This is a genomic window from Arcicella sp. BE140 (genome assembly GCF_031456255.1).
Lineage (GTDB): Bacteria > Bacteroidota > Bacteroidia > Cytophagales > Spirosomataceae > Arcicella > Arcicella aquatica.
The window spans coordinates 167311-193054 of the sequence record NZ_JAVDUE010000010.1 but is presented as its reverse complement, the minus strand read 5'-3'; the positions used below and the strand labels follow the sequence as shown (position 1 = coordinate 193054).

The following is a 25744-nucleotide window of genomic DNA, read 5'->3' as shown; positions in this document are numbered from 1 at the left end:
TTAACAATGCGAAAATTATCAATGGAAGACCTAAACCGCTTGACTGTGGAGGAATTTCAACAAGTAGAAAAGTTTCCTTATGTGCTGATTTTGGATGATATCAGAAGTATGAACAACGTAGGGTCGGTATTTAGAACAGCAGATGCTTTTAAAGTAGAAAAGGTGTTTTTGGGTGGTATTACAGCTACACCGCCACACCGAGAAATCCAAAAAACGGCTTTAGGAGCGGATGAAACCGTAACTTGGGAACATGTTGAAAACGTTTTGGCATTGATAAAGACACTTCAAGCAGAGGGATATATCGTAGCGGCAGTAGAACAAGTTGAAAATAGTGTATCTTTATTAAGCTTTGAACCCGAATTAGATAAAAAATATGCTTTTGTGTTCGGGAACGAAGTTTTTGGTGTAAATCAATCAGTAGTAGAGCAGGCTGATTTTTGTTTGGAAGTACCCCAGTTTGGTACAAAACATTCTTTGAACATTTCAGTCACTACAGGTATTATATGTTGGGATTATGTTAGCAAGTATTTAATTAGAAAAAATAATTAATATCAGTTTTTCAAAAACTTAACACGAAAAATTTTTTTGCTTTCAACCTTATTAATACCTTCGTCTCAATTAAATAACAATAATTTAATATTAAATTAATATTAATCATGAAATCAGATAAAAAGACTCTTGCCAACGAACTTTCAGCCCTTATATTAGGTAAACTTCATGGGTTAAATGAAAAAAGTGCTAAAAAATTAGTGAAAACTGTTGACAAATCAACAGAAGAGTTGGTGAAGAAATACAGTAAACTTCAGAAAGAAGAAGTTGATGAGCTAGAGAAGGAAGCTAAAAAAGAAGCTAAGAAAGCAAAAGAAAAAGCTGAAAAGGTAGAGAAAGAAAAGGCGAAAGCAGCAGCCAAAGCAGAATTAGCAGCAAAAATCGCTATCGTTACGGAAGATGGAGTAGTTGTAGAAAAGAAAAGTAAGCCTAGTAAGAAAAAAGTAGCTGAAACTTCGGAAGAAGTAGCGCCTGCTGAAACTACAGAAGCTTAATAATTACCGACTATCAAACAAATAAAAGAGTTTATCAAAAAATGACACCATTTTTGATAAACTCTTTTTGTTTTGTACTGTCGTTGTAATTCTTAACAGCTTTCTGCGACTTATTCCAAAACTTAAATAACTTTTAAACCCACACCGTTGATGTCGAATATTTTAGAAGCCCACCATGTGGTAAAACGCTATGCAGGACACACTGCCCTGGATGATGTTAGTATAGAAGTACCAGCAGGCTCAATTTTTGGGTTGTTAGGTCCAAACGGAGCAGGAAAAACATCGTTGATACGAATTATTAATCAAATTACTGCTCCAGACGAAGGACACATCATGCTTCTCGGTGAAAAATTACAGCCCAAACACATTGAAGTAATCGGCTATTTGCCAGAAGAACGAGGGTTGTATAAAAAAATGAAAGTAGGAGAGCAGTTGCTTTATCTTGCCCAATTGAAAGGCATGAGCAAAGCGGATGCTACCGAAAAGTTGAAACACTGGTTTATAAAATTTGATATAAAAGACTGGTGGAACAAAAATGTGGAAGACCTTTCAAAAGGGATGCAACAAAAAATACAGTTTATCGCTACGATTGTCCATGAACCTAAATTAATTATTCTGGATGAACCTTTCTCTGGTTTTGACCCCATCAATGCTAATCTTTTAAAAGATGAAATATTAGAACTGAAACAAAAAGGGACAACCATCATTTTCTCTACCCACAGAATGGAGTCTGTTGAAGAATTGTGCGACCATATTGCACTCATTAACAAATCGAAAGTGGTGCTTCATGGAGCAAAGAAAGAAGTGAAAAATCGTTTCAGAGAAAACTCTTATACGATAGACTTCGTTGGCTCGTTAACCGAAAATCCTTTAGCTTTTGAATTATTAAATACTAAACCTTTGGACGATGGAATTACGCGAGCGAACATCAAGCTGGTAGAAGGCGTATCTGTAAACCAATTGATTGCCGTGTTGATTGAGCAAGTAGACCTTAAGGCTTTCAATGAAAATATTCCTTCATTCAATGATATTTTTATAAAAGTGGTGGGTGGTGAAGCAAACGATATTCTTTAAGAAACATTGCCAAATCCATTCAATCAGCATTCCTTTTAAAAAATCCCCACAACTATGAATAAGATTTTACTGATTATCCAGCGCGAATATATTACTAGAGTAAGAAAAAAATCTTTTTGGATTGCTTCTCTCTTGGTTCCCGTTCTGATAGCGGCTATATATGCCATTCCCCTTTATTTATTTTTGAATTCAAATGATACCAAAACGATTGAGGTAGTCGATGAAAGTAAATTGTTCAAAGGAAAACTTCAATCTGAAGACGATATTACTTTCAAATTTATAGATGGTTCATTTGAGCAGGCCAAGAAAAACCTCACAAAAAGTGATGCCGATATTTTAGTGAACATCCAAAAGGATATTCTTGATAATCCGAATGGTGTAAAAATGGTAGGCAAAAAAAGCATAGGTTTAACTACACAATATAAGATTCAAGGAAAAATCCAGACAGAATTACGCAATATTAAACTGCTAAAAGCCAATATTGACTTAAAAGTATTGGAAGACAATAAGGTAAACGTAAATGCCAAAACCTATACATTGGATGATGAAGGCGGCGAACAAAGTAGTAGTTCGGCAGGAGCGATGATTTTGGCAGGTATTTTTGGCTTGATTCTCTATATCTCTGCTTTTCTATATGGTTCGCAAGTAATGAATGGTGTAATCGAAGAAAAAAGTAATAGAATTATTGAAGTGATGATTTCGTCGGTTCGCCCTTTTCAATTAATGATGGGTAAAATTGTAGGCGTTGGGTTAGTTGGACTTACACAGTTTCTGTTGTGGGGTGTGCTTACTTTTGGAGCGTCAAGTGCCACTACGGCCATCATGTCCAATAAAATTCAGGAGAAAGTTCAGACCCTTCAACAATCTGGAGCAGGAAAGGATGAAATCAAAAAATATAAAGAAAATGTAAAAGATACGAATCCGTTATCTAGCATTTCACAAACCATTGACAACATATCGTTGGCAAAAATCATTATCTGCTTCTTCTTGTTTTATATGGGTGGATATTTGTTGTATAGTTCGCTTTTTGCTGCGATAGGCTCGGCTGTTGAGAACTCTACAGAAGCACAACAATTTATGTTTCCCGTTACGATACCTATTATTCTATCATTTATACTTGGTCAAGTAATCATTCAGAAACCAGATAGTTCAATCGCTTTTTGGGCATCTATGTTCCCGCTTACTTCACCAATAGATATGATGGTTAGGTTACCTTTTGGCGTATCAAATTGGGAAATTGCCCTATCTTTCGTATTACTTGTCCTTGGTTTTCTAGGTACAACATGGTTTGCTGGTAAAGTATATCGCGTAGGTATCTTGATGTACGGCAAGAAACCATCTTGGAAAGAGATTAGCAAATGGGTGTTTTATAAGGGGTAATATCGTTATTATCAATGATTTATCACTAGCGATGGGCTTAAGTCCCTCGCTACTGATAAATCATTGAATTTTATATTCAGTAAGGCAACCTATTTTAGGCAAAGACAACTCCTCACTCAAAACTCACAATTTTATCCTTTCACTCTTTCGGCTTATTCAACAAGCCTAAATCTGGCTGAGAGTATTTTAAAATTTTGATATACATATCCGTTTTGGTCTGAAAAACTCCTTCAATATTCGGAATCCTTTGATTAATTACTTCTAGTAAGTGATTATTATCTCTACACATTACATCTACCTGAATATCAAAATCTCCTGAAGTGACAGCCAAAAAACTTACCTCTCTAAATTCTTGTAATTGAGCAGCAACAGATTCAATCAGGTTGGCAGGGCGTACAGAAATTTTAATATGCACATACGCGTGAAAACCTACTCTAGCAGTATTTACACGTCCAACTATTTGAATGGTTTTGTCTTCAATTAGTTTACTTGCCCTGCTTCGTATCGTACTGGCTGATGTTTTAAGATTTTCAGCCATTTCTGTAAATGAGCGACGCCCATCTTCTTGCAATTGTCCTAGTATGGCAAAATCTAGCTCATCTAAGTCAAATGAAACATCGTTGTTATTGGTTGGTTGTGTAAGGCTCATGTAGTAGAAAAAGGCTAAGTTGAGGTATTAATTTCGTAAATTTAACCGAAAGATAAAAAATAAATAAAATATAGTTATTGCAAATTCAGCAAAAAATAATCATTTTTTGATTAAAAAGTGAAGAAAATACCGTATTTAAAATAAAAATAACAAAAAGTACTTAGATAACAACTACCTATTTAGGCACAAAGTTTTAGTGATTGTGAGTTTTATTAAATTTATAAATACTTAACATAAAATTTTACAGCATTGAACCTAAGCCCAGAATTAATAGTTGAGTAGGTATAGTATCAATTTGCATTGAAGATAAATTAAGAGAGGTAAAATTTAATGATGATTTCCACCACAACTACTTATCAGGCAGCTCAAATGGTTTCTGAAACCATTGAAAACCATTTTATATTTCACCATCAAATTGCAGTGAAGCATGATGGTAAAATACTTGCCCCAATTCCTAATAGTTTGGTCATAGAATCAATTATTGATGTTGGTTTTTGGGCGAGTCTCCGTCGTGAGGAGGGACGTTCTCCTAAAATATCACTTGCATTTTTACCACCTTTATTAACTGACCACCCTTTAATTTTTGAACATAGATTAAAGTTTAATCCCGATGTACTAACCAAATTAGCCCCCTCTGTAGAACATGCGGGTATTCATTTAGGCGTTTGGATAGAAGACGATGAATTATATATTTGGGGAACTACTACCAATATCCCAGGTTTATGTTTTGTCTTAGAAGTTGTTGAGCCAGGCTTGTTGGTCATCAAACATCGTCGGACAGATGGCTTTGGTAAGTTTATAAACGTTGCTGTATTGAAAGGTGACCAAATAAAAATAATCGACGAAAGTAGTGGTACGTTGCCCGACTGCCCAGCCGTGCTAGGCTCTATGATTGGTATCGCTTCGCCTTCCTCTTGGAATGATTCTTTGAATGTACTTGTCCAACTAGCAGTAGCCATGCGAGCACACCAAAGAGGAGGAGCTCTTTTGATTGTGCCTTCTAAACACGACAATTGGCGCTCTTCTATTATTTACCCTATTACTTATGCCCTCAGACCTGTTTTCTCTGGCCTTTCTTTCTTGAATGAAAAAGGATTGGATATTCAGAATCCAGCCTTGCAAAATAAGTTAAATCAAGTAGTAAATGGAATAGCAGGATTAACAGCCGTTGATGGTGCTACTATCATTAATGACCAATTTGAAGTATTGGCTTTTGGGGCAAAAATTGGGCGTTCGCCATCAGGGAAAGCGTTAGAAGCTATCTTAGTAACCGAGCCTATCGTTGGTAATGAACCTCAGGTAGTACACCCAGTTCAGAATGGGGGAACAAGACACCTTTCTGCGGCACAATTTGTGTATGATCAACGTGATGCGATTGCCCTAGTTGCCTCGCAAGATGGAAGATTTACTATTTTCTCGTGGTCTCCTTGTGATAGAATGGTACATGCCCATCGAGTAGATACGTTATTAATCTAAGTACTAGCACGTAAGCGTGAGTCCGTCGTAGGCAAGTTTTATATAAGAAGGCAATTCTTCTTCTACTTCCCTGTGCAGTCCCATCTGGTGGCTGATATGGGTAATATAAGCTTCATCAGGCTTGATTTTCTCGAGTACCTCTATGGCTTCTGAAAGGGTAAAATGTGATAAATGCTTTTCTTTACGCAAAGCACCAATTACGACAATTTTAGAGCCTCTTACTTTTTCAATAGCTTCTTCCGAAATATAGTTTACGTCGGTGATATAAGTGAAGTCGCCTATTCTAAAGCCATATACTGGCAATTTAAAGTGCAATACTTCAATAGGAGTGAAGGTAACTCCTTCAATATCAAAAGGAGTATTATAATGAATTTCGTTCAGGGTAATTTGCGGAGTGCCAGGGTATTTTATAGCAGTAAATGCGTAAGCAAACTCTTGCTGAATCTGTTCAAGTACTGACGGACGCGCATAGATAGGCATATCTTTCTGTTGAAAGAAATTGTATGCTCTTACGTCATCTAAACCAGCGGTATGATCTTTGTGTTCGTGGGTGAAAATAATAGCATCTAGCTTGTGAACACGTTCACGAAGCATCTGCTGACGAAAGTCGGGGCCAGTATCAATAACAAAACTTTTGTCGGCTATTTCTAGGTGAATAGAAACCCTAAGACGTTTATCACGAAAGTCGAGAGATTGGCAAACTTCACAATCACAAGCAATTACAGGTACTCCTTGGGATGTTCCAGTGCCTAAAAAGGTAATTCTCATAGAATTATGAATTATCAATTATGAGTTATGAATTAATAATATTCGAGTAAATTATCTATCAACTCTCAGCTTCATAACTCATAACTCATTTTTCATAACTATTCGGTAAGTGCTTTTACTTGAGCAACCAATGCATCAAAGTTCAAAGGTTTAGCAAGCATATCATCAAAACCAGCTTCTTTGAAATCTTCCATAGAATAATTTCTAGCATTACCAGTAATAGCAATAATTGGTATTTTAGCTTTAGCTTCGTCTTTCAAACTACGTACTGCTTTAGCACATTCCATTCCGTCCATTACGGGCATATTGATGTCTAGCAAAATGATGTCAAAATCTTCTTTCTCAAGAGCATCTAACACTTGTTGCCCATTTTTAACAGAATGGATTTCGAAATTTTGAAATTCTAAAATCTTCTTAGCAAGGTTCTGGATAACTGAGCTATCTTCGGCAATCAGGACTTTCTTCATACTTAAGGTTAATGATTGATTAATATGGTAAAGATAAGTAACAGGAAACAATTAACAATTACCAATTAAAAATTAAGCGTCTTTTTTGTGATAAATCTTAGTTATTATATTAAGTATTTACATTTATAAACGCTGTAAAGCTAACGAAAAATATTAAAAATTGGGTATGAAATGACAAGCAAATTCAATAAAATGATATTTATCAATGATACTTTGGTAAGGAATCCTATTAACATGAGTCATCCCGATTTTTTTTGCAAAATATATTTTGAGCTTTACATTTCTAACATTAAGCTATGTACAGGATGTATTTACTCATTTTCTGTAGTATCATGAACACTTTAAACACGTGTTAACGATAAATCATGGTAACCATCAATTTAATTAATTCTAATTTTATCTCGGAAATGTCATAATTTCTTAAATCAATTTTTTACTTAACCGTTTAGATACTTTTATAATAATGTTAAAAAATATCAATTCATCGACTATCGCAATACGCTTTTCAATACTATTTTTAACATTTGTATTGAGTTTTTCCTCCATGGCAATGGCTGCTAAACGAGACTTTTATCAATTAAAAGTGTATCACCTTAAAACTAAAGACCAAGAGGCTCGCCTTGATGTTTTTTTACAGAATGCTTATCTGCCAGCACTTCATCGTTTAGGCATTAGTAGTGTTGGGGTTTTTAAACCTATCGTGGCAAAAGATGCCCCTGTTGCTACTGATATGCTGGTGTATGTTTTTATTCCTTTCAAATCTTCAGATGATTTTTTGAAACTTGACAAAAAACTAGCAGCAGATAAACAATATGCTATTGATGGAAAAGATTATATAGATGCACCTTACAATAATCCACCATATAGCCGTATTGAATCTATTTTACTATCAGCATTTACAGATGCCCCAATATTCAACTTGCCAGCATTGAGCTCGCCTAAAGCTGAAAGAGTATATGAATTAAGAAGTTACGAAGGCCCTACTGAAAAACTATACTTGAACAAAGTTGATATGTTTAATAAAGGTGGTGAAGTTGCCCTATTCAAAAGATTAGGCTTTAATGCCGTATTCTATGCCGAAGTGATTTCGGGCGGACAGATGCCTAATTTAATGTACATGACTACTTTTGAAAACAAGGCTTCACGCGATGAGCATTGGAAAGCATTTTCAAATGATGATTACTGGAAAAAATTAGTAGCCATGCCTGAATATCAGCATAATGTATCCAAAAATGATACTCGTTTTCTATTCCCAACTGATTATTCAGATATTTAATCAACAGTCAATTTTTTGAATTCATCTTAGAAATACCATTTATCAATACATGAAAAACAATAATTTTCTTTAATCCTTACTTTATTAGTACTTGTGAAGGTATTTCCTAACAATGATACAGACACTAAACCCAAGAAGGACGATAATACTAGTGTTGATATCAAACTTCTAAATGGTTTTTCGATAAAAGTGCTTGCCACTGATTTAGGGGCTACCCGTTATATAGCGGTTGCCAAAAATGGGAGTATTATGCCAAACTTTCTAAACGAAAACATGGGAAGGGAATGTATGGTATTATAGACGAAACTAAACTCTTTGGTGATTATCCAGACACTGCGTTGTTATTAACGAAGATTTGAACGCTACAATTTTTAAAATTGAATATCGTCAAAAGAGTAAGTTAGGCTTGAAGGATTAAATGTTTTAAGGCTCAATTTACAAATGCATAAAGCGTAGTAACTATTTGGCAAAAAAATAACATGAATTATCCCTCATTGTAAATGCTATTTGCAATGAGGGATAATTCATGTTTATAAGACACTCATATTTATTTTACATGAAATGTAACCGCTACTTTTTCCCACATCAAGGTTACGTCTCCACTGTTTTCCGCTTTAATCGTAAAACGTTCAGTCATATCGTTAGCTCTAGCTGGCGCTGTTACTCTCAACACATCATCCGCTTCACTATATTTGAATGCTCCCCATTGTTTCGCTACCTTGTTGAAAATAATTGTCCATTCTTTTTCACCAGGAATCGTAAAAAAACCATATTTGCCAGCTTTCAAAGTCCTACCTTGTACGGTTACATCTTTGCTTACTTCAAAAGTTGTAGCTTCGTTTGCTCCAGTACGCCATACTTTACCAAATGGGGCAAGGTTGCCTTCCCAAACGTTACGGCCTTTTACGGCAGGCTGGCTATAATTGATTGTGAGAGTAGTTTCTCCGATAGTAGCAGAAGCAGTTGCTGGTGGAGAAGGCATTTTAGACTTGTCGTTACTTGCTTCATGTTGTGCATTGCTGATGAAAGCGGTGATAGAAAATAACGTCAATAAAATTAATTTTTTCATTTTTGTAAATCTGTTTAAGTTTTTTGAAAGGAGTTTTTCATCTAGGACAACGCAAAAGATTTCATAAAGTTTTATTTTAAGGGAGTTATTTTGTCTCAAATTTGTTATATTTTTATTAAATGAATATTTTATTTTATTAAATGAAGAAATTTCTATTTTCAAACAACCCCGCATTAACCTATTTCGATATACAGTTTGAGCAGGAGAATATTCGTAGAGAGCGACAAAGGGCAGGGGTTTTATTACTTTTTTTCTCGATAAGTTTTCTCAGTTATGCGCTGTTTGCTAAAACAGTGTATCAGTTGAATTATTTAAATGGGCACGAAGGCGTCCCTCAGATTATATTTTTGTATTTAGCATTTATGACTTTCTATGAACTGACGGTCTGGCTATCTATGAAGTATCTGCTGAAAGTAATGAATAAAATGCCTTTGGTAGCAAAGTTTGGTAATGCAACACTCGAAATTACGTTGCTCACTTTGGTCATGTATTTTGCAGGACAAGAATACAACCATCCTATCCTGATAGTACTTTCTCCGTTAGTGTATATCTACTTTATTTTTATCATTCTATCAACATTAAGGCTGAGTTTCGCCGTTTCGTTGTGGACGGGACTATTGGCTGGGTTAGAGTACTTTTTTCTGAGTTACCACCTGATAGAATCTGGAACGATTGTCTCAGAGCATGATATTTATACTAAACAAATGTTTTCGTATCTGCTCAAAACTTTCTCCTTGGTTTTCGGTGGTTTGTCGGCAGGGTATGTCGCTACGCAGATTAGAAAGAGCATTCAGCTATCCATAGAACGAATGGAGACCCAAGAACACATTGTAGAAATGTTTGGTCAACAGGTTTCGCCAGAGGTAGCACAAGTAATGTTGGAACAAAATGGTATTCTGAAAGCCAAGCACCAGAAAGTAAGCATCATGTTTTTGGATATCCGTAATTTTACGGTGTATGCTGACAAACATACTGCGGAGGAAGTAATGGAGTATCAGAATGCTTTTTTTGAGGTAGTTGTCAATACCGTTAACGAATACAATGGTATTGTAAATCAGTTTTTAGGAGATGGCTGTATGGTTACTTTTGGAGCACCTATCAATTTAGAAAACCCTTCTGAAAATGCTGTAAAGGCAGGACTGGATATTATTGAAAAAATCCAGAAGATGAATGAGCTAGGGACGATACCTAATACAGGGCTAGGTATAGGGATTCATACAGGAGATGCCGTAGTAGGAAATATCGGTACGGATTCTCGTCAGCAATATAACATCACTGGGAACGTAGTAATTCAGGCAGCAAGGATAGAACAATTGAACAAAAAATACCAATCTCAACTGCTGATAAGTCAGGAAGTAATGGATGAAATTTCGGCTATTCCGATTGATACTAAGCAAGTAGGCTCTGTAAAATTAAAAGGAATGGAGAACGAGATGTTTTTGTGGAAATTGGCATAAAATGCTTTTTGACTATTTTTTATCACTAGGGAGGGACTTAAGTCCCTCCCTAGTGATAAAAAATAGGTTATCAATTTATTGGAATTGTAATGATAAAAGAGTTGTCCTTTTTATTCCTTAGAAAAACAACCCTGCCTTCACAGAAAATAAATGGTTCTCTTCTGAAATACCATACATCCCCGTAATCACTACCATATTGAAAGGAGCAATCCAAATACCACCTCCATAACTTTGGTGCCATTTCTCAGAGTTTTCAGTTGGATTCCAAACCCTTCCAACATCATTAAAGGCAAGTACGCCTGCATAAGCTGGAAATAAATATGATTTGAAATTGAGTACTTTTATACGAACTTCTGTATTATTATAAAAAGAAGATTTCCCTGAAAAACGTGTCCGTCTGAAACCTCTAAGATTAGTTAATCCACCCAACGAATTGGCCTGATACAATTCATAATCATCAAGGTTTAAGCCTCCTCCAAAACGAGTAGCCAAGCTAACAACCGCGGGTAATTTAAAGGTATAATAAAATGATAAATCAGTTTTCAGGTTGGCATAATTGTTCTTCGTAACATCATTCGCACCTCGCTGAATGGTGGCATCAAAGTTCCATAAAATACCTCTGGTTGGAAAAATGATATTATCACGGTTATCAAGGATAAACCCAGTTTTTAGCCCAATAAAGTATTTGTCTTGATATATTTCATCACCATGTGGGGCAAATTCATTAATAAAGCGTTTTGGGTTTTCTTTAATATGCCATTCGTTTTTCGCAGCACCATAATACAGCGTTAGTTTATTGAAGCGGGTTTTAAAAAGAGCTGTAATCTCTTCGTTTTCATATTGAATTCTATAATAATCAATCCCTTTCTCTTTTTTATATTCCGATTCGTTGCTCAACCCAAAGAAGTTATCAACCAAACCACCTTGCTGAAGATTAGCTTTCAATTCAAAATCAGTTTTACCGATAACATCCATGAATTCGCCTTTATAAAAAATATTATACGAATTAGTGCCAAAAGCGTAATTGCCTGAAATTGTATGTTGTGAAGCGAAAGGGTCTTTCCTGAAACCCTGACGAGTCCATTGTGCCCCTGCTCCGATAAAAATACCATCGTCAACGTTATAGGCAAAAGAACCTAGTGGGGCTACTCTGTCATATTTAAAAGCCTCGCGGTTATAATCGTTAACGTTCTTTTTATTACTTGTTAAGTCCTTACTTTCAGTGCCTAAATTGAGTATAGTATTTTCTTTTTTATCATAAATAATGGTTTTCTTAGCTAAGCCACTCACAGAAGACGAGTCTGTAAAAATATCTTTTCCTTTTCCGCCAATCAAACGCACTTTAATACCCTTACTGGCTTGACCAAATACTTTGAAGTTATCCTCTCCATCTAATCCCCAAATCCTGATTTCTTTCGTGATTTTTGGGTCAAATGTTCTTTCATAAAGTGTTCTACCGATTTCGCCATTTTTCTTTTGGTCAAAGACTGACACTTTTGTTCGCCCATCTTCGAGTCGACTTACAAAAAAATATTCATCCTTGTCGCTTCCCAGAATATCTACTTCTTTACTCAAAAATTCATATAATTCTTTTGTATATCCCGGAAGGTCGTCACGGCGTTGTTTTAGTTTTTTAGCAATAATAGCCGAATGCTCTGGGAAATTAGGGAAATGCGTAACAGCAGAATCAATCACCGCATCACTAATTTTTTGTTGAAGTTCTTTGGCCATTGCCATCCAATCGTTCTCGGAAGATTGGGTTAGAAACGAACGGTCAAAATAACGTGCATTGAATGCCAAACCTGCTACATCACGAATTTTATAATCAAATCCTTGGATTTTAGGCAAAATCCACTTTCGAGAAATAATACGAGGTAGAACGCCTTCATTTACAAAAAAAGCTTGGTCACGGTCACGTGGAATAGGCCTAAAGCTCAAACCTTTGTCATGACCATTTTCATAACCAGCCCAACGCCATTGATCTTCGTGACGGTCCCAGTCGCCAATCAGCATATCTAATAACCTTGCTCTGATTACCTCTTTTTCATTAATTTCGTTGTGATTGTCTTCAGCTAGTTTTTCAACTACTTTTTGGGTACTTTGTATTTTTTTAGAACCCGCAAAACTTCCATCTGGACGTTCTTCGAAAAGGGCTAATTGGTTCGTAAAAAGGCGTTTGTAATTGCCTAATACATTGCTTTCTGGAATAATCACCAACGAAGGATTAGTATGCAAAACACCAGCGGCTTCTGCCAAATGTGAAGCCACCAAAGCTGCGAAAGGATGTGAAGCAGAAATTTGGTCAGAGACAATATCAGTAGTAAACTGACTGCGAATAGCTTCTGGAACGGCTCTTTCTGGATATTTTTCTACTGAACGCGTAACGAATTGTTCACCTTTAGGATTTTGATAACGTAATGAAAGTGTTTGATAACCACCGCCCCGTTGAATAACCTTTAACCCTCCTTCTTCATGTTCAAAATCAAGCGTTTTAGGTTTGATGGGCGTTGTCCAAATATCTCTATAATTGCTCCCCAACATAAAAGTTTTAAATTTCCCTGCTTTATATTTGGGGTTGGGTACAACACCCAGCATATGGATTTTTTCTGTTTGTACGTCTTTAGGGTCAATGGCGTTAGTATCCAGCAAAATATCCGTGCTATACAATTCATTCCCATCTTTGCCATCACCGCCAAAAAATATCAGCTTGATTTGGTTATCATAGAAGTCTAAGCGAGCAAACCCAATTTGCGAACTAGCAAATTTAGAATCCTTCCCCATTTTTACAGGCGTGTTTTTTGAACCTGCTCCTGAAGTAATATAGTTGATAGAATCTCGCTGAATTAATTGTAGATTATGTTCATGTCCGTTGGCATAAATTACGTTTTTATATTGTTTGAAAATCCCCACAAGTCCATCACGCATTTGTTTATATTTAGGATGTGGAATATCTTGGATATTACCAATAAGGGTACGGTACAACGGATAAATAGAGCCAAGTACTGGCAAAGGAATAGGTACTCCTAATTCATGAAATGGGAAAAGGTGGTCTTGTACTGTATAATAACCACCATGAGAGCCATGAGAATACATGGGATGATGCCCAACTACTAATACTTTTTTATGGCGATTTCTATCCAGAATGTCATTGACACTTATCAGCATTTCTTCTAATGACTTTACTTCACAGTCAGAATCTGCTTCTGGTTTTTTCCAAGGATGTAGCCACCATTGTGTATCAAGAATCACGGCAGTAATTTGGTCGTTAAGGGCAACCTCATGTGGTGTAGGGCATCCGCCTTTTGGGAAAAATACATCTTCTCTTTTCAAAAAATCAGAAACAAATTTTTCCTGATTTTGGATATATTCCCATCCCTTTTTCCCTCCTTGTTGCCAATCGTGGTTACCTGGAATGATAAAGGGTTTGCCTTGATAGTCTTGCAAAATACTCAACTGGTCTGCCAAACGTTCCTCATCATTTTTACGATTTGGCTCATCGATATTACTTAACCCTTTAGGGTACACATTATCACCAAGAATCATGATGGTCGACTGCTTGCCAGCTTGTTGCATTTGCTTTTTCAACGGGCTCAACACCATGTCTTTGCCATTCTTTGGAGGTTCGCCAGCATCACCAATTAAAAAGACAGAATAATTAGGCTTTTTTTGGCTAAAACCAAATTCGGCGGTAAGCAATAATAAAGGCAACAATGCACTGAAGCTTTTGAAGATAAACTTTTTAAAGGGAGTCTCCATGTTTTTCTTGGATAATTAAGGTTTTGGTTTAGTAATATAGTAATTTAATGTTTTGTTGAGGAGTTTTTATTAAATTAGCATAAGCATTTTTGTGAAATTCCGCTGTTTGAGCGGAGCGAGTTTCGGAATTTCTTGACTTTCTTTTGTTACTTTTCTTGTGTCAAGACAAGAAAAGTAAGTTGTGGCGAAAGGGAATTTTCTTTTCAGATACAAACCAATTTTTAAACTACTCTCAAGCAAAATCATTTAAAATTAACTGCAATAGCACACAATTACTTTTTATAATCAAAAGCTAAAATATAGCCATCTCCACCTGCACCTTCAGATGAAATATACAAGTTGCCATTTGGCGTAAAGCAAATGCCTTCTGGTTGTTTATAAAGATTGGGATTTAAATCTACTAGAGCTTCCTTAGCACCATCTTTAGATAAAATCAAAAGTTTTTTGCCTTGTGAAGCAATGATAAAAACTTGTTGAGTAATAGGGTGGATAGCGATACCCGATGGACGGAAAGTTTTTTTGCCATCTTTGCCAATTAATTTTTCATCTGGAATAGCGATAGATTTAAACAGAATTTTTCTTTTAAAATCGTAGGCATAAATCATCTTTTTACTATCTACCTCCTTTATCCTTTCTTTGGCTGCTAATAGTAGATTTCCAGTGGTTGGGTCATAGCTAAGGCCTTCGTATTCAACAACATCAGGGTCTGAACAGTCTATTTCTCTTTCGTAAGGTTCGCCAATTTTAAAACTCTTAATTAAGCCATCACTTCTCAACACAAATACCTCATTGCCTACTACTTCTACGCCCTCATAATCACCTGATTTTCCGAAGGGAATTTTCTGAGTAATTTCTTTTTTTGCTAAATCAAAAATAAAAACTTTACCTTCTTCGTCATTAATGCAGGCCAATTGATTATTTTTATAAAATGACAGTCCAGAAATTTCTTTAAGGCTCTTCGGTAAGGTTATTTTTTGACTAGGATTTTCAAAATCATACGGTAGTGTCAAGGCTGTAGTAGTTTCTTCTGTTTTTTCTTTTTCTTTGTGTTTTTCTTTTTTTGCACAAGAAAAAATGGATAATGGAACGAAAGTTAGTAGAATTAAAGTTTTGGAAGAGATCATCATGCTTTTATTTAATGTTGTAAGTTGATTATGCAAACGGAATTGCTCATAAAGGTACAAGAATATGCTGAAGGAATTTTAAACAAATTGCCTGCGGAATTGATTTATCATAATTTTGGACACACTCATCATGTGGTAAAAGTGACGGAGGAAATAGGTAAAGCTTCTGACCTCTCGGATAAAGCCCTTGAGACAATTTTGATTGCAGCTTGGCTACATGACATCGGTTATCAGCAAGGGTGTATCAACCATGAGGATAGAAGTAAACTTATGGCCAAAACGTTTTTAGAGGGCTTAGAAGTTCCAGAAAAGCGTATTGATAAAGTTTTGGGCTGTATTGAAGCCACCAAAATGCCACAAAATCCCAAAAATCGTAAGGAAATGATTTTGTGTGATGCCGATTTATCACATTTGGCATCACCCGAATTTATGAATTATTCAGAAAATTTACGGATTGAATTCTGCTCTATTTTAAAAAGCATTGGGGAGAAAAAATGGTGGGAGTCGACAGTGGAGCTAATTCAAAATCACCAATATTATACTGAATATGCTCGTGAACATTTTGAACCGCTCAAACAAGAAAACCTTAAAAAGGGCTTAATGAAATTAGCACAATTTGAGGGAGGAGGCATAAAATTAAAGTTCCCTTGGGATGAAAATGAGGAAAAAGAAGCAATAGAAGTGAAAGAAGAAACACACGAAAGTAAATTTGATAAGAAATTAAGAAAAGAGGCTGAAAAGATAAAAAAACCAGAGCGTGGTATAGAAACGATGTTTAGAACAACGTCTTCAAACCACTTTCAGTTATCAGCCATGGCAGATAATAAAGCCAACATTATGATTTCGGTTAATTCAATTATTATCTCTTTGGTACTTAGTGTATTGGCGAGAAAATTGGAAGATTGGCCAAATCTAATTCTGCCAACAGCATTGCTGACAATAGTGTGTTTAGTCGCTACGATTTTTGCTATTCTGGCAGTTCGTCCTAATGTTACTTCTGGTAAGTTTTCCCGTGAAGACATTGAAGGGAAAACAGCCAATTTACTTTTCTTTGGTAATTTCCACCAGATGGAACTAACAGATTATGAATGGGGCATGAAAGAAATGATGAATGATTCTGATTTCTTGTATGCTAGCATGACCCGTGATATATATTATTTAGGAAAAGTACTTGGCAAAAAATACAAGTTCCTCAGGGTTTCCTATACCGTATTTATGTTTGGTTTTGCGGCCTCGGTAGTATCTTTTGCCGTTGCGATGTACTTTTTTAAGTAGTTTTTTTGTCGGAGTGACCTAGGCTTTTTTCAGGACAAACTAGGTCGCGGACTATCTGTTTTAATTCTTTGGCTTCGGGAAAATGTCCTTCACGTTTTCTGTCAAAAATCACTTCCTGTTCTAAAAATACTTGAAAACGCCCAGCAACTTCGCTTGGGCGTAGGCTTACTTCTTGTAGTTCATCTACAAAAGTTGTCAGTAATTCCTGTGCCATCCATGCCGAACGCATCAGCCAATTACATTTGGGGCAATATTCTATGGTTATTTTTGGTTTCATGGTTTTGTTAGCTGTCAGCTTTGAGCTATTAGCTATCAGTTTTTTTTATCATGGTGAATGGGTTTCGGTCATCTGATTATAGCTTTCAGTCATCGGCTTTCAGTTTTCGGATTTTGAATAAAAAATCTCCGTAAATCTGCGTATCAATCTGTGAAAATCTGCGGGTAAATCAGCTTTCAGTCATGATTCTTGACTCTCAAATCACGATTTTAGCAATCGGTTTTCGGCTATCAGCTTACGACCGACAACCGATTGCCGATAACTCAAAGCTGAAAGCTCAAGGCTGACATCTCATAGCTGTCACAAATTCCACCAATAAGTAAACTTCAATACAATCGCTCGGTTTTTAATATTTAAACTTCCCGGAATATAGTTATCAGTATATACCAAAAATATATCAGAGGCAGGTTTGTATCTCCACTGTACACGACTATTGATATTTACGTTTTGTACCTGCTCGTTATATTGTATAAACGTAGTCCAGAATAATTTATTCGTAAAAGTAATATCAATTTTAGGACTAACTAGCCAAAAGTTTGATTTTACTATCAGGTCATTTTGGTCTTTTACAGGGATTTTTACATCACTAATCTCCACATAATTGATATTTGCCGACAAGCTTACATAAGGCTGAAAACGATAACCTATATCACCCGAAATGCTCAATAGCTTACCATCACCAAAATAACTACCGTAACTTCCAGTAAAGCCAAAGGTATATTTTTTCCGTGGCGTAGAAAGGTAATTGATGTTCATTGAACCAAATTTGTGTTCACTTCCAGCGGCTAGTTTATCATTACTTCCCTTATTGGTAGGGTCGAAGGCGAAAGGTAATTTGATATAGTTCGTTTCGTAATAAGCAGTAAAACTACTACGGTCTTTCATCGTAAAAAGATAATAATATTGCCTTTGTAAATCTGTTAGCAATTTATCGGCATTCCAATACGCATACGTTGAAAACAATGGACCATGCGTCTGGACTATACTAGCTTTGTTTTTGGGATAAAAATTATACTGTATCGGCACTGTAATTTTATGATAGCCAGTACGGGGCACATAGCCAATTTCAGGGTTATAATTCTTGCCTACATATTCGTATTGAATGCCTGCATCCACTGCTAACCCATTGTAATTCAAATTAAAGGCACTTACAAAATCATCGTCCTTACTATTGGGGCTGAATGATTTTAGGTACATTGCTTTGCCTATCCACAAATTACTAGCAGAGGCTAAGTTGTATTCAAACCCTACATTTCTATTGTATTGATTAAAGTCTTTATTAATATGTTCGTCGTAATTGAGCGACTGCTTGTTCAATAACATCATACTAATATTTGAACGGCTAAATACTTTTTGTTGAAGTACCAAGGCAGAAAAGTTTTGGGCAGGTCTATTTTCCAAGCTACTAACACCCGTTTGGATATTCATTGCACCAATCCTGAGGTTATTATTAATTTTGCCACTCAACCTTGCACCATAATCAATAGGAACGCCTAGTCCAATTCTTCTTGAAAAGAAAGGACGAATACTGCTCAAACCAAAATTATTAAAAAGGTCGGCATTTTCAAGGAAGAATTGTCGCCGCTCAGGGAAGAACAGCTCAAATCTACTCAGGTTCGTTACTTGGCGGTCTACATCCACTTGTGAAAAATCAGGGTTTACCGTTAAATCCAAATTCAAAGCAGATGAAACGGCAATTTTAGCATCTAAACCAAAGTCTTTTCTGACGCTCGTTGAGCTAGCATCTTGAAAGTTTTTGCTTGTTCCACCTAACACATAAGGAATAATGGAAATATTGCTTTTGGGAGTAGGAGGAGGGGTATCCCAAACCATTGTGCCTGTATAAGCCAAGGTAATACTAAAATATTGACGAGGGATTTTTGCCCACGTAGATTTTTCACCAGATTTGAGGTCTAATCTACTAAAGTTCATCCCCCATTTGGTTTCTCCAGCTTTGTATCGAAGTGTTTTGAAAGGAATAGCGGCTTCAAATATCCAACGGTCGCCCAAGTATTTGGTTTCAGAAAACCACTTATTATCCCAGTTAGCATTTAGGTTTGTTCCTTCCGAAATGATGCCATCAAATTGTGCACCTGCGGCATTGACGCCAAACACAAAGCCATTGGTCAAATCATTGAAAGGTTCGAGAATCAGCCAGAAGTTATCATTATTCCCAAAACTGAAATCTCTTTTTAGCGACTCCACCACAAAGCCTTTGTTTTTTATTTTTTCATAACAAACAGCACTGATGTATAAAAAGTGTTCATCATAAGTAAGGCGTACTTCTGTAGGTGTTAAACTCAGCGAAGTATCCATGGGCGTCATCATCCAAAAGTCTTTGGCCACATCAGTATTCTTCCAAGCTTCATCATCCAAAATACCATCAATTTTAATTTTTGAAGTGGTCTTTTGGATATTGAATTGAAAGGAATCATTAATTTTTTGTGAGAAGCCAGAGAAAGCAACAAATAGGATTAATAATAACAGTAAGGGTTTATTCATTGTATAAGGATAATAGCGTTTGATTGATGTACGAAGATACCACTAATCCCTATGATTAAGGAACATAGGCATTGATAGGCTTTTCTATCCTGCCAGACCCGACAAACACGCCTTGTAGTTTATCCGTTTTTCGTTACATTATCAGAATATTAAGGCTTTTTTGTAATTCTACTCATCATTGATTAAATTGAGTATAATTGTCAATCCTTAAAACCACATAAAATGAAGTCATCGCCTCCTAATCAAGGAAAACTAGTTCGCTCTATTGGACTTACCTCGGCCGTCGTGCTCATCATCAGCTCTGTAATAGGCACGGGCGTTTTTAAAAAAGTAGCTCCAATGTCCGCCGAATTGCAGTCTCCTTCGTTGGTATTAATTGCATGGTTAGTAGCAGGACTAATTAGTTTGGCAGGGACATTATCTAATGCGGAGGTCGCCAGTATGTTGGCCGATTCAGGTGGAGAATTTGTTTACTTTCGCAAAATCTATAATCGTTTTTTTGCTTTTCTGTTTGGCTGGACCAACTTTGCTGTAATCCGTACTGCTTCTATTGCATCCATTGCCTATGTTTTTGCTCAATCCCTGAATAGCGTTTTCCCTTTTCCTATCACGGCAGCTTCTTTGGCCGATGTTAGTTTCTTTGGTTTACATCCGTTAGATAACCTCAGTGTAAAATTAGTAGCTATTGCCTTAATTATATTTTTGACCTATTTCAACTATAAAGGATTGAAACTGGGCGAAAACCTTAGCAGAGTATTAACAGCGCTGATGACTACCGTAATGTTATTGATTATTGTGTTGGGTTTACTTTCAAGCGTTGGCAGTTTTGAAAACATTACCACCAATAGTGTGCGATACAGTGCCGATGCTATGTCGGGTGCTACTCTTTTCAAGGCCTTGGCTTTGGCGTGTTTAAGTGCCTTTTGGGGATATGAAGGTTGGGCAAGTGTTGGTTTTATTGGGGGGGAAATGAAAAATCCACAGCGAAATCTGCCTTTGGCCTTGATTATCGGCACGTTGATTATCATGGTGTTGTATATGTCTATGAACTTTGTGTATTTATATATTTTACCCATTGATGAATTTATCAAAATCTATGAATCCAAGAATGGAATTGCTGCTGTAGCCGTAGTGAGTCATTTTCTAGGTGCTTGGGGCGGGATGTTGATATCTGGATTAATCTTAGTAACTACTTTCAATTGTGCCAGTACCACTTTATTGTTAGCATCAAGGTTATTTTATGCGATGGCACACGATAAAATGTTTTTCAAAAGCGTAGATTATATTCACCCAGTTTATAATACTCCTTCACGTGCATTGTTTATTCAAGCCATCTGGACTTCCCTATTAGTTTTATCTGGAACATTCGACCAACTGACGGATATGCTAATTTTTGCTGCTTTTATTTTTTATGGAGCTACTGCTTTTGGGGTATTTGTATTACGCAAAAAAATGCCCGACGCGCATCGTCCTTATAAAGTAATAGGCTATCCAGTTGTACCTGCCATTTTTGTGCTTTTCTGTATCGTACTTATCGTAAATACATTAATCGAAAAACCAGAGGAGGCACTCAGCGGACTGGGATTGATGGCAACAGGTTTGCCTTTTTATTATTACTGGACAAAGAAGAAAGAGTAAGTTTATATTGTCACAGCCTTGTGTTCTGTGTGCCACAGAACACGGAGAAGAAGTCCTATTGATTATCCATAAGTGTATAAATATTTGAAAATCAAGATATTTATTTCTAGCGAGGGACTTAAGTCCCTTGCTAGAAATAAAAGCTTCTCCATCCGTGGTTTGTGGCACACAAAACACACTTTAAATAACCAACTAATTCATCGTAATAAAACGCTCGTTAGCAACAACCTGAGGTTTTATCGTTCCTATTTCTAAATTTTTAACGATTTTAGTTTCACCGTCATAGATTTCAATAACATATTGGCCGTCTTCCAATTCTTCTAAATTAAACTTCCCAAAATATAACGTATCCTTTTTCCTAATATATTCTGAATGCAATATAAAGCCAGATTTACTTTTTAAAATCACCGATAGTGCTCTGCCGACAAGTTTCTCAACTACTACGCTCATTTTCATAGTATTCGTCGCAGGATAAATAGCCACTTTCAGTGTCTTTCTACCATTTGTTGCATCATCGCCTGCATTAGCAATCAAGGACACTGTTGAAAATAAAGCAATGACGAAGGTTCTAAGTAAGGTTTTCATTTTCTTGTTGTTTAGAATATTAAATTATTTGTTTAGAAATTACTTGTACGCTTACTGTTTACTTATTTATAGTGCTAATGATATGTGTAAAAGATAGTACCTTGCAATACAAAGTACCCTAAACGGTTAATTATTCTTATAAATGGTAGAGTCTCTTAAAATACAATTGATTTTGGTTTAAGCGAATGCTTTAAAGTTGATGAGTTTTGGAATCAAAAATAGAATTCTTCTATATTTCAGACATAAGATGCAGAGAATCATTTGAAGGTTGCACTTCGTATAAAAATATTATCCTTAAATATACGAGGGTTATTGAATCTGACTTCCAATCACTAGGGAGCGACTTACGTCCCTCTCTAGTGATTAGAATTTAGTGTAAATAATTTTTATTGTGTATAAAATAGCATTATTCCGCCATTAAATAGGGCATTAATATATCTCTAATATTGCAACACTATTCTTAAAGATTTAATCATTTCCCCTTGGTTTAAGATAACCCTTCGGTTACAGGCAGGTAATATGACAGGACTAAGTTTGTGACTTCAAACCCAAACTCTTATTACAAGATGAAACATAAAATTTTACTGAATCATGTTAGCTTGTTTTTCATTGCATTACTGATGTTAAGTAATGTTGTGTTGGCACAAGACAATGTTCTAACTGGGAAAGTTGTCGAAAAGAATGGTGACGTAATTCCAGGCGTGAGTATTTCTATCAAAGGTACTACGCGTGGTACTACTACAGATGGCAATGGTGTATTTAAGTTGCCTTCGGCAAATGATAAAATGGTATTAGTATTTCGCTACATTGGTTTTGCTACACAAGAAATTGTAGTAGGCAATCGTACAACACTAGATGTAACCTTATTACCTGAAAACAGACAATTAGAAGAGGTTGTAGTAACAGCCTTAGGGATTAAGAAGGAAGCTCGTTCAATTGGCTACACGACACAAGATGTAAAAGGCGAAGATTTAGTAAAAGCACGTGAGCCTAACCCAATAAACTCTTTAACCGGAAAAATCGCAGGTTTAACAGTTTCTTCTTCTGCTGAAATGTTAGGTCGCCCGCAATTGATTCTTCGTGGTAACTCTGATTTACTTTTTGTGGTAGATGGAGTACCTATCAACTCTGATACTTGGAACATCTCTTCAGATGATATCGAAACGTATTCAGTATTAAAAGGACCAAATGCTGCGGCATTGTATGGTTTCCGTGGACAAAACGGTGCGATTTTGATTACTACTAAGAAAGGTTCGAAAGACAAACGTCAGTTTCAAGTAGATTTTAATTCGAGTACAATGGCTGAACCAAGTTTCTTGGCAGTGCCTACTCGTCAAAGCGAATATGGCTATGGTGTTAACTATCAGTATGCTTACGGTAATAAAACTTATGACGAAGATGGTAAGTTCCGTCGTACGAATATTTGGGGGCCACGTTTTGAAGGACAGAATGTTCCACAATACAATTCGCCAGTAGACCCTGTAACAGGTATCCGTCAGGGAACACCTTGGTTGAATGTTGGTAAAGACAACTTCGCTCGTTTTATGGAAACGGGAATTATCTCTACAAATAACATCGCTCTTTCAGCAAGTGGTGAGAAATACGATTTGCGTTTGTCTATCGCCAACAACTACCAAAAAGGGATGGCACCAAATACCAAATTGAATATTAATAACTTCAATATCAATGCTGGGTACAACTTTACAGATAGATTAAGATTAGAAGGAAATATTAACTTAAGCCTTCAAAACTCACCAAATATTCCAGAGCCAAGTTCAGGGCCAGAAGGCTATACTTACATTTTTAACGTGTATGGTTCTAGTAGCTGGGATATTGCTGATATGCGTGATTATTATAAAGGTCCGCAAGGTAAGCCAGGTGTTCAGCAGTATTATGCAGAATACGGTCGTGAAAACAACCCATATTTTATGGCTTATGAGTGGCTACGTGAGCATAAAAAAACTGACGTATATGGATATGCGAAATTGAGCTACAAAATTAATGAATTCCTGAATTTTTCTGCCAGAACCCAAATCACTACTTGGAATCAGTTCCGTACAGAGAAGTTGCCGTATTCGATGATTACCTATAAAACACCAGATTTAAGACAAGGTGATTATCGTGAAGACAGAAGAAACTTATTAGAAAACAACTCTGATTTCTTGTTGAGTTTCAATAAGCCAGTAACGAAAGACTTGACTATTTCGGCTATCGCAGGGGCTAACCTTAGAACGTATAGCTATAACTCAAGCTGGGCATCTACCGACTTCCTGATTGTACCGGGCGTATATGACTTCAGTAACTCGAAATATCCTGTAAAAGCCTATAACTACCGTGCTGATATGGAAGTAGCTAGTGCTTATTATACAGCAGACTTTACCTATAAAAACTTCTTGACGTTAGGAACAACAGGTAGAATTGACAAACTTTCTACGTTGCCTGCTGATAACCGTAACATTTTCTATCCATCGGTTTCGTTGAGTACAGTAGTTTCAGATTATATCAATTTACCTCAGGCAATTTCATTCTTCAAATTGCGTGGTTCGTATGCTAATGTAAAAGGTGGTTTAACACAGTCGACTATTGGTACAGCGTATCAGGCCGTTACAGGTCAATCGCTTTCTAGTGGGTTGATAGGTTATGGTGCTGAAATTGTTTCTGCTTATGATGGCCCAAGCTATGATAACCAAAACTCATACAACATCAATACTTCTATTTACAACAACACACCGATAGCCAATTATTCAGGGACGATTGCTAATCCAGCATTACAGAGCTTCTCGGTTACTTCTTATGAAGTAGGTTTTGATATGAAATTCTTGAAAAACCGTTTGTCTTTAGATGCTACTTACTTTACATCTATCAACGGTCCACAGATTTTCCCTTTACCTGTCGCTTCTTCTTCGGGTTATTACAACCATACAATCAATGGTGTAACAACTCAGAAAAATGGATGGGAAGTTTCTTTAAATGGTTCAGTGTTGAAAAATCCTAATGGTTTAAACTGGAACGTGTTAGCGAACTTCTCTACTTACAAAGAAACGTTGAAGGAAATCTACGGTGGTGAAACAAGTATCTACTTGTCGGGGCCAGACCACGTTTTCCATATTGGCGACAGACTAGATGGCTATTATGATTATAAGTATTTGAGAAACAGCGAGGGTAAAATTATTTACTCATCAAACGGAGTACCTTTGGTTCCACCAACTGGTACAAATAATAAGCAATTATTAGGATACACAAACCCTGATTTCGTGTGGGCATTAAACAATAAGTTTTCTTATAAAGACTTCAATTTTAGTTTCCAAGTTGACGGACGTGTAGGTGGTGTAATCAACGACCGCGTATGGGCTTACCAAGTAAACTCGGGTACTGCGATGGAATCTGTTACGGGTGCATTAGGAGAAGCTCGTTTAAAAGAATGGCAAAGTACTGCTTTAGGTACTAAAACTGCTGTACCAGCTTATGTTGGTGATGGTGTTGTAGTAGCGAGTGGTACAATTAAATATGATGCTACTGGAAATATTGCAAACAGTAGTGAATTATCATTTGCTCCAAATGCCAAAGCGGTAACTGTTCAAAGTTATATGCAAGGTGTTTACAATGCCTTCCAATATGGTGAGCCATATTTAATTAGCAAAACCTATATGAAATTGAGAGAAGTTGTGATTGGTTATACTATTCCTGCAAGATTATTAGGCAATAACAAATTCATTAGAAATGCTTCGGTTTCATTAGTCGGACGTAATTTATTGTATTTCGCTGAACGTACTGACTTTGACTTAGACCAATATGGTGCTGGTTATAGTGCTTCAAGCAGAAGTACACAAAAAGATCCGGGTTTGCAGTCGGCCACTACTCGTCGTTATGGTATCAACATTAGCTTGACATTCTAATTTGGCTGTCGGTCTTCGGCTATCGGTCATCA

The 25744-nt window shown here is 36.3% G+C and carries 20 protein-coding genes; 11 read left to right on the top strand and 9 right to left on the bottom strand.

What is annotated here, in order from left to right; all coding sequences use genetic code 11:
- Positions 1 to 6 precede the first annotated feature (6 nt).
- The 4 genes from J2Y60_RS15365 to J2Y60_RS15350 all read left to right on the top strand — a co-directional run bounded on the left by J2Y60_RS15365 (position 7) and on the right by J2Y60_RS15350 (position 3497).
- Entirely contained in the window at positions 7 to 549 is a 543-nt protein-coding gene (locus J2Y60_RS15365; protein WP_309919245.1) for an RNA methyltransferase, read from the top strand.
- 107 nt (positions 550 to 656) lie between these two features.
- Positions 657 to 1043 carry a hypothetical protein gene (locus tag J2Y60_RS15360; RefSeq protein ID WP_309919248.1) on the top strand — a complete coding sequence of 129 codons (387 nt, stop codon included), beginning with the start codon at positions 657 to 659 and terminating at the stop codon, positions 1041 to 1043.
- Between the two features lie 150 nt (positions 1044 to 1193).
- Entirely contained in the window at positions 1194 to 2117 is a 924-nt protein-coding gene (locus J2Y60_RS15355) for an ABC transporter ATP-binding protein (RefSeq protein ID WP_309919250.1), read from the top strand.
- Positions 2118 to 2171: 54 nt separating this feature from the next.
- Positions 2172 to 3497: an ABC transporter permease gene (locus J2Y60_RS15350; RefSeq protein ID WP_309919252.1), complete on the top strand. Its 1326-nt coding sequence runs from the start codon at positions 2172 to 2174 to the stop codon at positions 3495 to 3497.
- Positions 3498 to 3636: 139 nt separating this feature from the next.
- Here J2Y60_RS15350 and J2Y60_RS15345 read toward each other — a convergent pair whose 3' ends face one another.
- Positions 3637 to 4146 (bottom strand): Lrp/AsnC family transcriptional regulator, encoded by a 510-nt coding sequence (locus tag J2Y60_RS15345; RefSeq protein WP_309919255.1) that lies wholly within the window; start codon positions 4144 to 4146, stop codon positions 3637 to 3639.
- A gap of 330 nt (positions 4147 to 4476) precedes the next feature.
- Here J2Y60_RS15345 and J2Y60_RS15340 point away from each other — a divergent pair, with 330 nt between their 5' ends.
- Positions 4477 to 5622, top strand: a complete 1146-nt coding sequence (locus tag J2Y60_RS15340) for a putative sensor domain DACNV-containing protein (protein WP_309919258.1) — start codon at positions 4477 to 4479, stop codon at positions 5620 to 5622.
- Between the two features lie 3 nt (positions 5623 to 5625).
- Here the strand turns inward: J2Y60_RS15340 and J2Y60_RS15335 are convergent, their stop codons facing one another.
- Positions 5626 to 6390 (bottom strand): MBL fold metallo-hydrolase, encoded by a 765-nt coding sequence (locus J2Y60_RS15335; RefSeq protein ID WP_309919261.1) that lies wholly within the window; start codon positions 6388 to 6390, stop codon positions 5626 to 5628.
- A gap of 98 nt (positions 6391 to 6488) precedes the next feature.
- Positions 6489 to 6857: a response regulator gene (locus J2Y60_RS15330; protein ID WP_309919265.1), complete on the bottom strand. Its 369-nt coding sequence runs from the start codon at positions 6855 to 6857 to the stop codon at positions 6489 to 6491.
- 463 nt (positions 6858 to 7320) lie between these two features.
- On the opposite strand from J2Y60_RS15330, the gene J2Y60_RS15325 reads away from it, so the two are divergent.
- Together J2Y60_RS15325 and J2Y60_RS15320 are read left to right on the top strand one after the other, a co-directional pair.
- Positions 7321 to 8133, top strand: coding sequence for an NIPSNAP family protein (locus J2Y60_RS15325; RefSeq protein ID WP_309919268.1), 813 nt, complete (start codon positions 7321 to 7323; stop codon positions 8131 to 8133).
- A 93-nt stretch (positions 8134 to 8226) separates the two neighbouring features.
- Positions 8227 to 8433 (top strand): hypothetical protein, encoded by a 207-nt coding sequence (locus J2Y60_RS15320; protein ID WP_309919271.1) that lies wholly within the window; start codon positions 8227 to 8229, stop codon positions 8431 to 8433.
- A gap of 247 nt (positions 8434 to 8680) precedes the next feature.
- Here J2Y60_RS15320 and J2Y60_RS15315 read toward each other — a convergent pair whose 3' ends face one another.
- Positions 8681 to 9202, bottom strand: coding sequence for a DUF2911 domain-containing protein (locus J2Y60_RS15315; RefSeq protein WP_309919272.1), 522 nt, complete (start codon positions 9200 to 9202; stop codon positions 8681 to 8683).
- 140 nt (positions 9203 to 9342) lie between these two features.
- Between J2Y60_RS15315 and J2Y60_RS15310 the strand changes: the two genes are divergently transcribed.
- Positions 9343 to 10659 carry an adenylate/guanylate cyclase domain-containing protein gene (locus J2Y60_RS15310; protein WP_309919275.1) on the top strand — a complete coding sequence of 439 codons (1317 nt, stop codon included), beginning with the start codon at positions 9343 to 9345 and terminating at the stop codon, positions 10657 to 10659.
- Between the two features lie 117 nt (positions 10660 to 10776).
- Here J2Y60_RS15310 and J2Y60_RS15305 read toward each other — a convergent pair whose 3' ends face one another.
- Both J2Y60_RS15305 and J2Y60_RS15300 read right to left on the bottom strand, forming a co-directional pair.
- Positions 10777 to 14415 carry a BamA/TamA family outer membrane protein gene (locus J2Y60_RS15305; RefSeq protein ID WP_309919277.1) on the bottom strand — a complete coding sequence of 1213 codons (3639 nt, stop codon included), beginning with the start codon at positions 14413 to 14415 and terminating at the stop codon, positions 10777 to 10779.
- Positions 14416 to 14687: 272 nt separating this feature from the next.
- Positions 14688 to 15542: an SdiA-regulated domain-containing protein gene (locus J2Y60_RS15300; RefSeq protein WP_309919280.1), complete on the bottom strand. Its 855-nt coding sequence runs from the start codon at positions 15540 to 15542 to the stop codon at positions 14688 to 14690.
- Between the two features lie 27 nt (positions 15543 to 15569).
- Here J2Y60_RS15300 and J2Y60_RS15295 point away from each other — a divergent pair, with 27 nt between their 5' ends.
- Entirely contained in the window at positions 15570 to 16814 is a 1245-nt protein-coding gene (locus J2Y60_RS15295) for a Pycsar system effector family protein (protein ID WP_309919283.1), read from the top strand.
- Here J2Y60_RS15295 and J2Y60_RS15290 read toward each other — a convergent pair.
- Together J2Y60_RS15290 and J2Y60_RS15285 are read right to left on the bottom strand one after the other, a co-directional pair.
- Positions 16807 to 17091, bottom strand: a complete 285-nt coding sequence (locus J2Y60_RS15290; RefSeq protein ID WP_309919288.1) for a SelT/SelW/SelH family protein — start codon at positions 17089 to 17091, stop codon at positions 16807 to 16809. The genes J2Y60_RS15295 and J2Y60_RS15290 overlap by 8 nt on opposite strands.
- Before the next feature lie 300 nt (positions 17092 to 17391).
- Entirely contained in the window at positions 17392 to 19593 is a 2202-nt protein-coding gene (locus J2Y60_RS15285; RefSeq protein WP_309919291.1) for a DUF5916 domain-containing protein, read from the bottom strand.
- Between the two features lie 222 nt (positions 19594 to 19815).
- Here J2Y60_RS15285 and J2Y60_RS15280 point away from each other — a divergent pair, with 222 nt between their 5' ends.
- Positions 19816 to 21231 carry an amino acid permease gene (locus tag J2Y60_RS15280; RefSeq protein ID WP_309919293.1) on the top strand — a complete coding sequence of 472 codons (1416 nt, stop codon included), beginning with the start codon at positions 19816 to 19818 and terminating at the stop codon, positions 21229 to 21231.
- A 192-nt stretch (positions 21232 to 21423) separates the two neighbouring features.
- Here J2Y60_RS15280 and J2Y60_RS15275 read toward each other — a convergent pair whose 3' ends face one another.
- The gene (locus J2Y60_RS15275) at positions 21424 to 21816 is read right to left on the bottom strand and encodes a hypothetical protein (RefSeq protein WP_309919297.1); all 393 of its coding nucleotides are present in this window, start codon (positions 21814 to 21816) and stop codon (positions 21424 to 21426) included.
- Between the two features lie 566 nt (positions 21817 to 22382).
- On the opposite strand from J2Y60_RS15275, the gene J2Y60_RS15270 reads away from it, so the two are divergent.
- Entirely contained in the window at positions 22383 to 25712 is a 3330-nt protein-coding gene (locus J2Y60_RS15270; protein WP_309919300.1) for a SusC/RagA family TonB-linked outer membrane protein, read from the top strand.
- Positions 25713 to 25744 lie beyond the last annotated feature (32 nt).

Bases quoted from the DNA above. Each gene is read 5' to 3' on its own strand.
- J2Y60_RS15270 (WP_309919300.1), top strand. From the start codon at position 22,383: ATGAAACATAAAATTTTACTGAATCATGTTAGCTTGTTTTTCATTGCA.
- J2Y60_RS15305 (WP_309919277.1), bottom strand. From the start codon at position 14,415: ATGGAGACTCCCTTTAAAAAGTTTATCTTCAAAAGCTTCAGTGCATTG.
- J2Y60_RS15345 (WP_309919255.1), bottom strand. From the start codon at position 4,146: ATGAGCCTTACACAACCAACCAATAACAACGATGTTTCATTTGACTTA.
- J2Y60_RS15325 (WP_309919268.1), top strand. From the start codon at position 7,321: ATGTTAAAAAATATCAATTCATCGACTATCGCAATACGCTTTTCAATA.
- J2Y60_RS15275 (WP_309919297.1), bottom strand. From the start codon at position 21,816: ATGAAAACCTTACTTAGAACCTTCGTCATTGCTTTATTTTCAACAGTG.
- J2Y60_RS15310 (WP_309919275.1), top strand. From the start codon at position 9,343: ATGAAGAAATTTCTATTTTCAAACAACCCCGCATTAACCTATTTCGAT.
- J2Y60_RS15335 (WP_309919261.1), bottom strand. From the start codon at position 6,390: ATGAGAATTACCTTTTTAGGCACTGGAACATCCCAAGGAGTACCTGTA.
- J2Y60_RS15315 (WP_309919272.1), bottom strand. From the start codon at position 9,202: ATGAAAAAATTAATTTTATTGACGTTATTTTCTATCACCGCTTTCATC.
- J2Y60_RS15330 (WP_309919265.1), bottom strand. From the start codon at position 6,857: ATGAAGAAAGTCCTGATTGCCGAAGATAGCTCAGTTATCCAGAACCTT.
- J2Y60_RS15285 (WP_309919291.1), bottom strand. From the start codon at position 19,593: ATGAATAAACCCTTACTGTTATTATTAATCCTATTTGTTGCTTTCTCT.
- J2Y60_RS15360 (WP_309919248.1), top strand. From the start codon at position 657: ATGAAATCAGATAAAAAGACTCTTGCCAACGAACTTTCAGCCCTTATA.
- J2Y60_RS15280 (WP_309919293.1), top strand. From the start codon at position 19,816: ATGAAGTCATCGCCTCCTAATCAAGGAAAACTAGTTCGCTCTATTGGA.
- J2Y60_RS15340 (WP_309919258.1), top strand. From the start codon at position 4,477: ATGATGATTTCCACCACAACTACTTATCAGGCAGCTCAAATGGTTTCT.
- J2Y60_RS15290 (WP_309919288.1), bottom strand. From the start codon at position 17,091: ATGAAACCAAAAATAACCATAGAATATTGCCCCAAATGTAATTGGCTG.
- J2Y60_RS15365 (WP_309919245.1), top strand. From the start codon at position 7: ATGCGAAAATTATCAATGGAAGACCTAAACCGCTTGACTGTGGAGGAA.
- J2Y60_RS15295 (WP_309919283.1), top strand. From the start codon at position 15,570: ATGCAAACGGAATTGCTCATAAAGGTACAAGAATATGCTGAAGGAATT.
- J2Y60_RS15350 (WP_309919252.1), top strand. From the start codon at position 2,172: ATGAATAAGATTTTACTGATTATCCAGCGCGAATATATTACTAGAGTA.
- J2Y60_RS15300 (WP_309919280.1), bottom strand. From the start codon at position 15,542: ATGATGATCTCTTCCAAAACTTTAATTCTACTAACTTTCGTTCCATTA.
- J2Y60_RS15355 (WP_309919250.1), top strand. From the start codon at position 1,194: ATGTCGAATATTTTAGAAGCCCACCATGTGGTAAAACGCTATGCAGGA.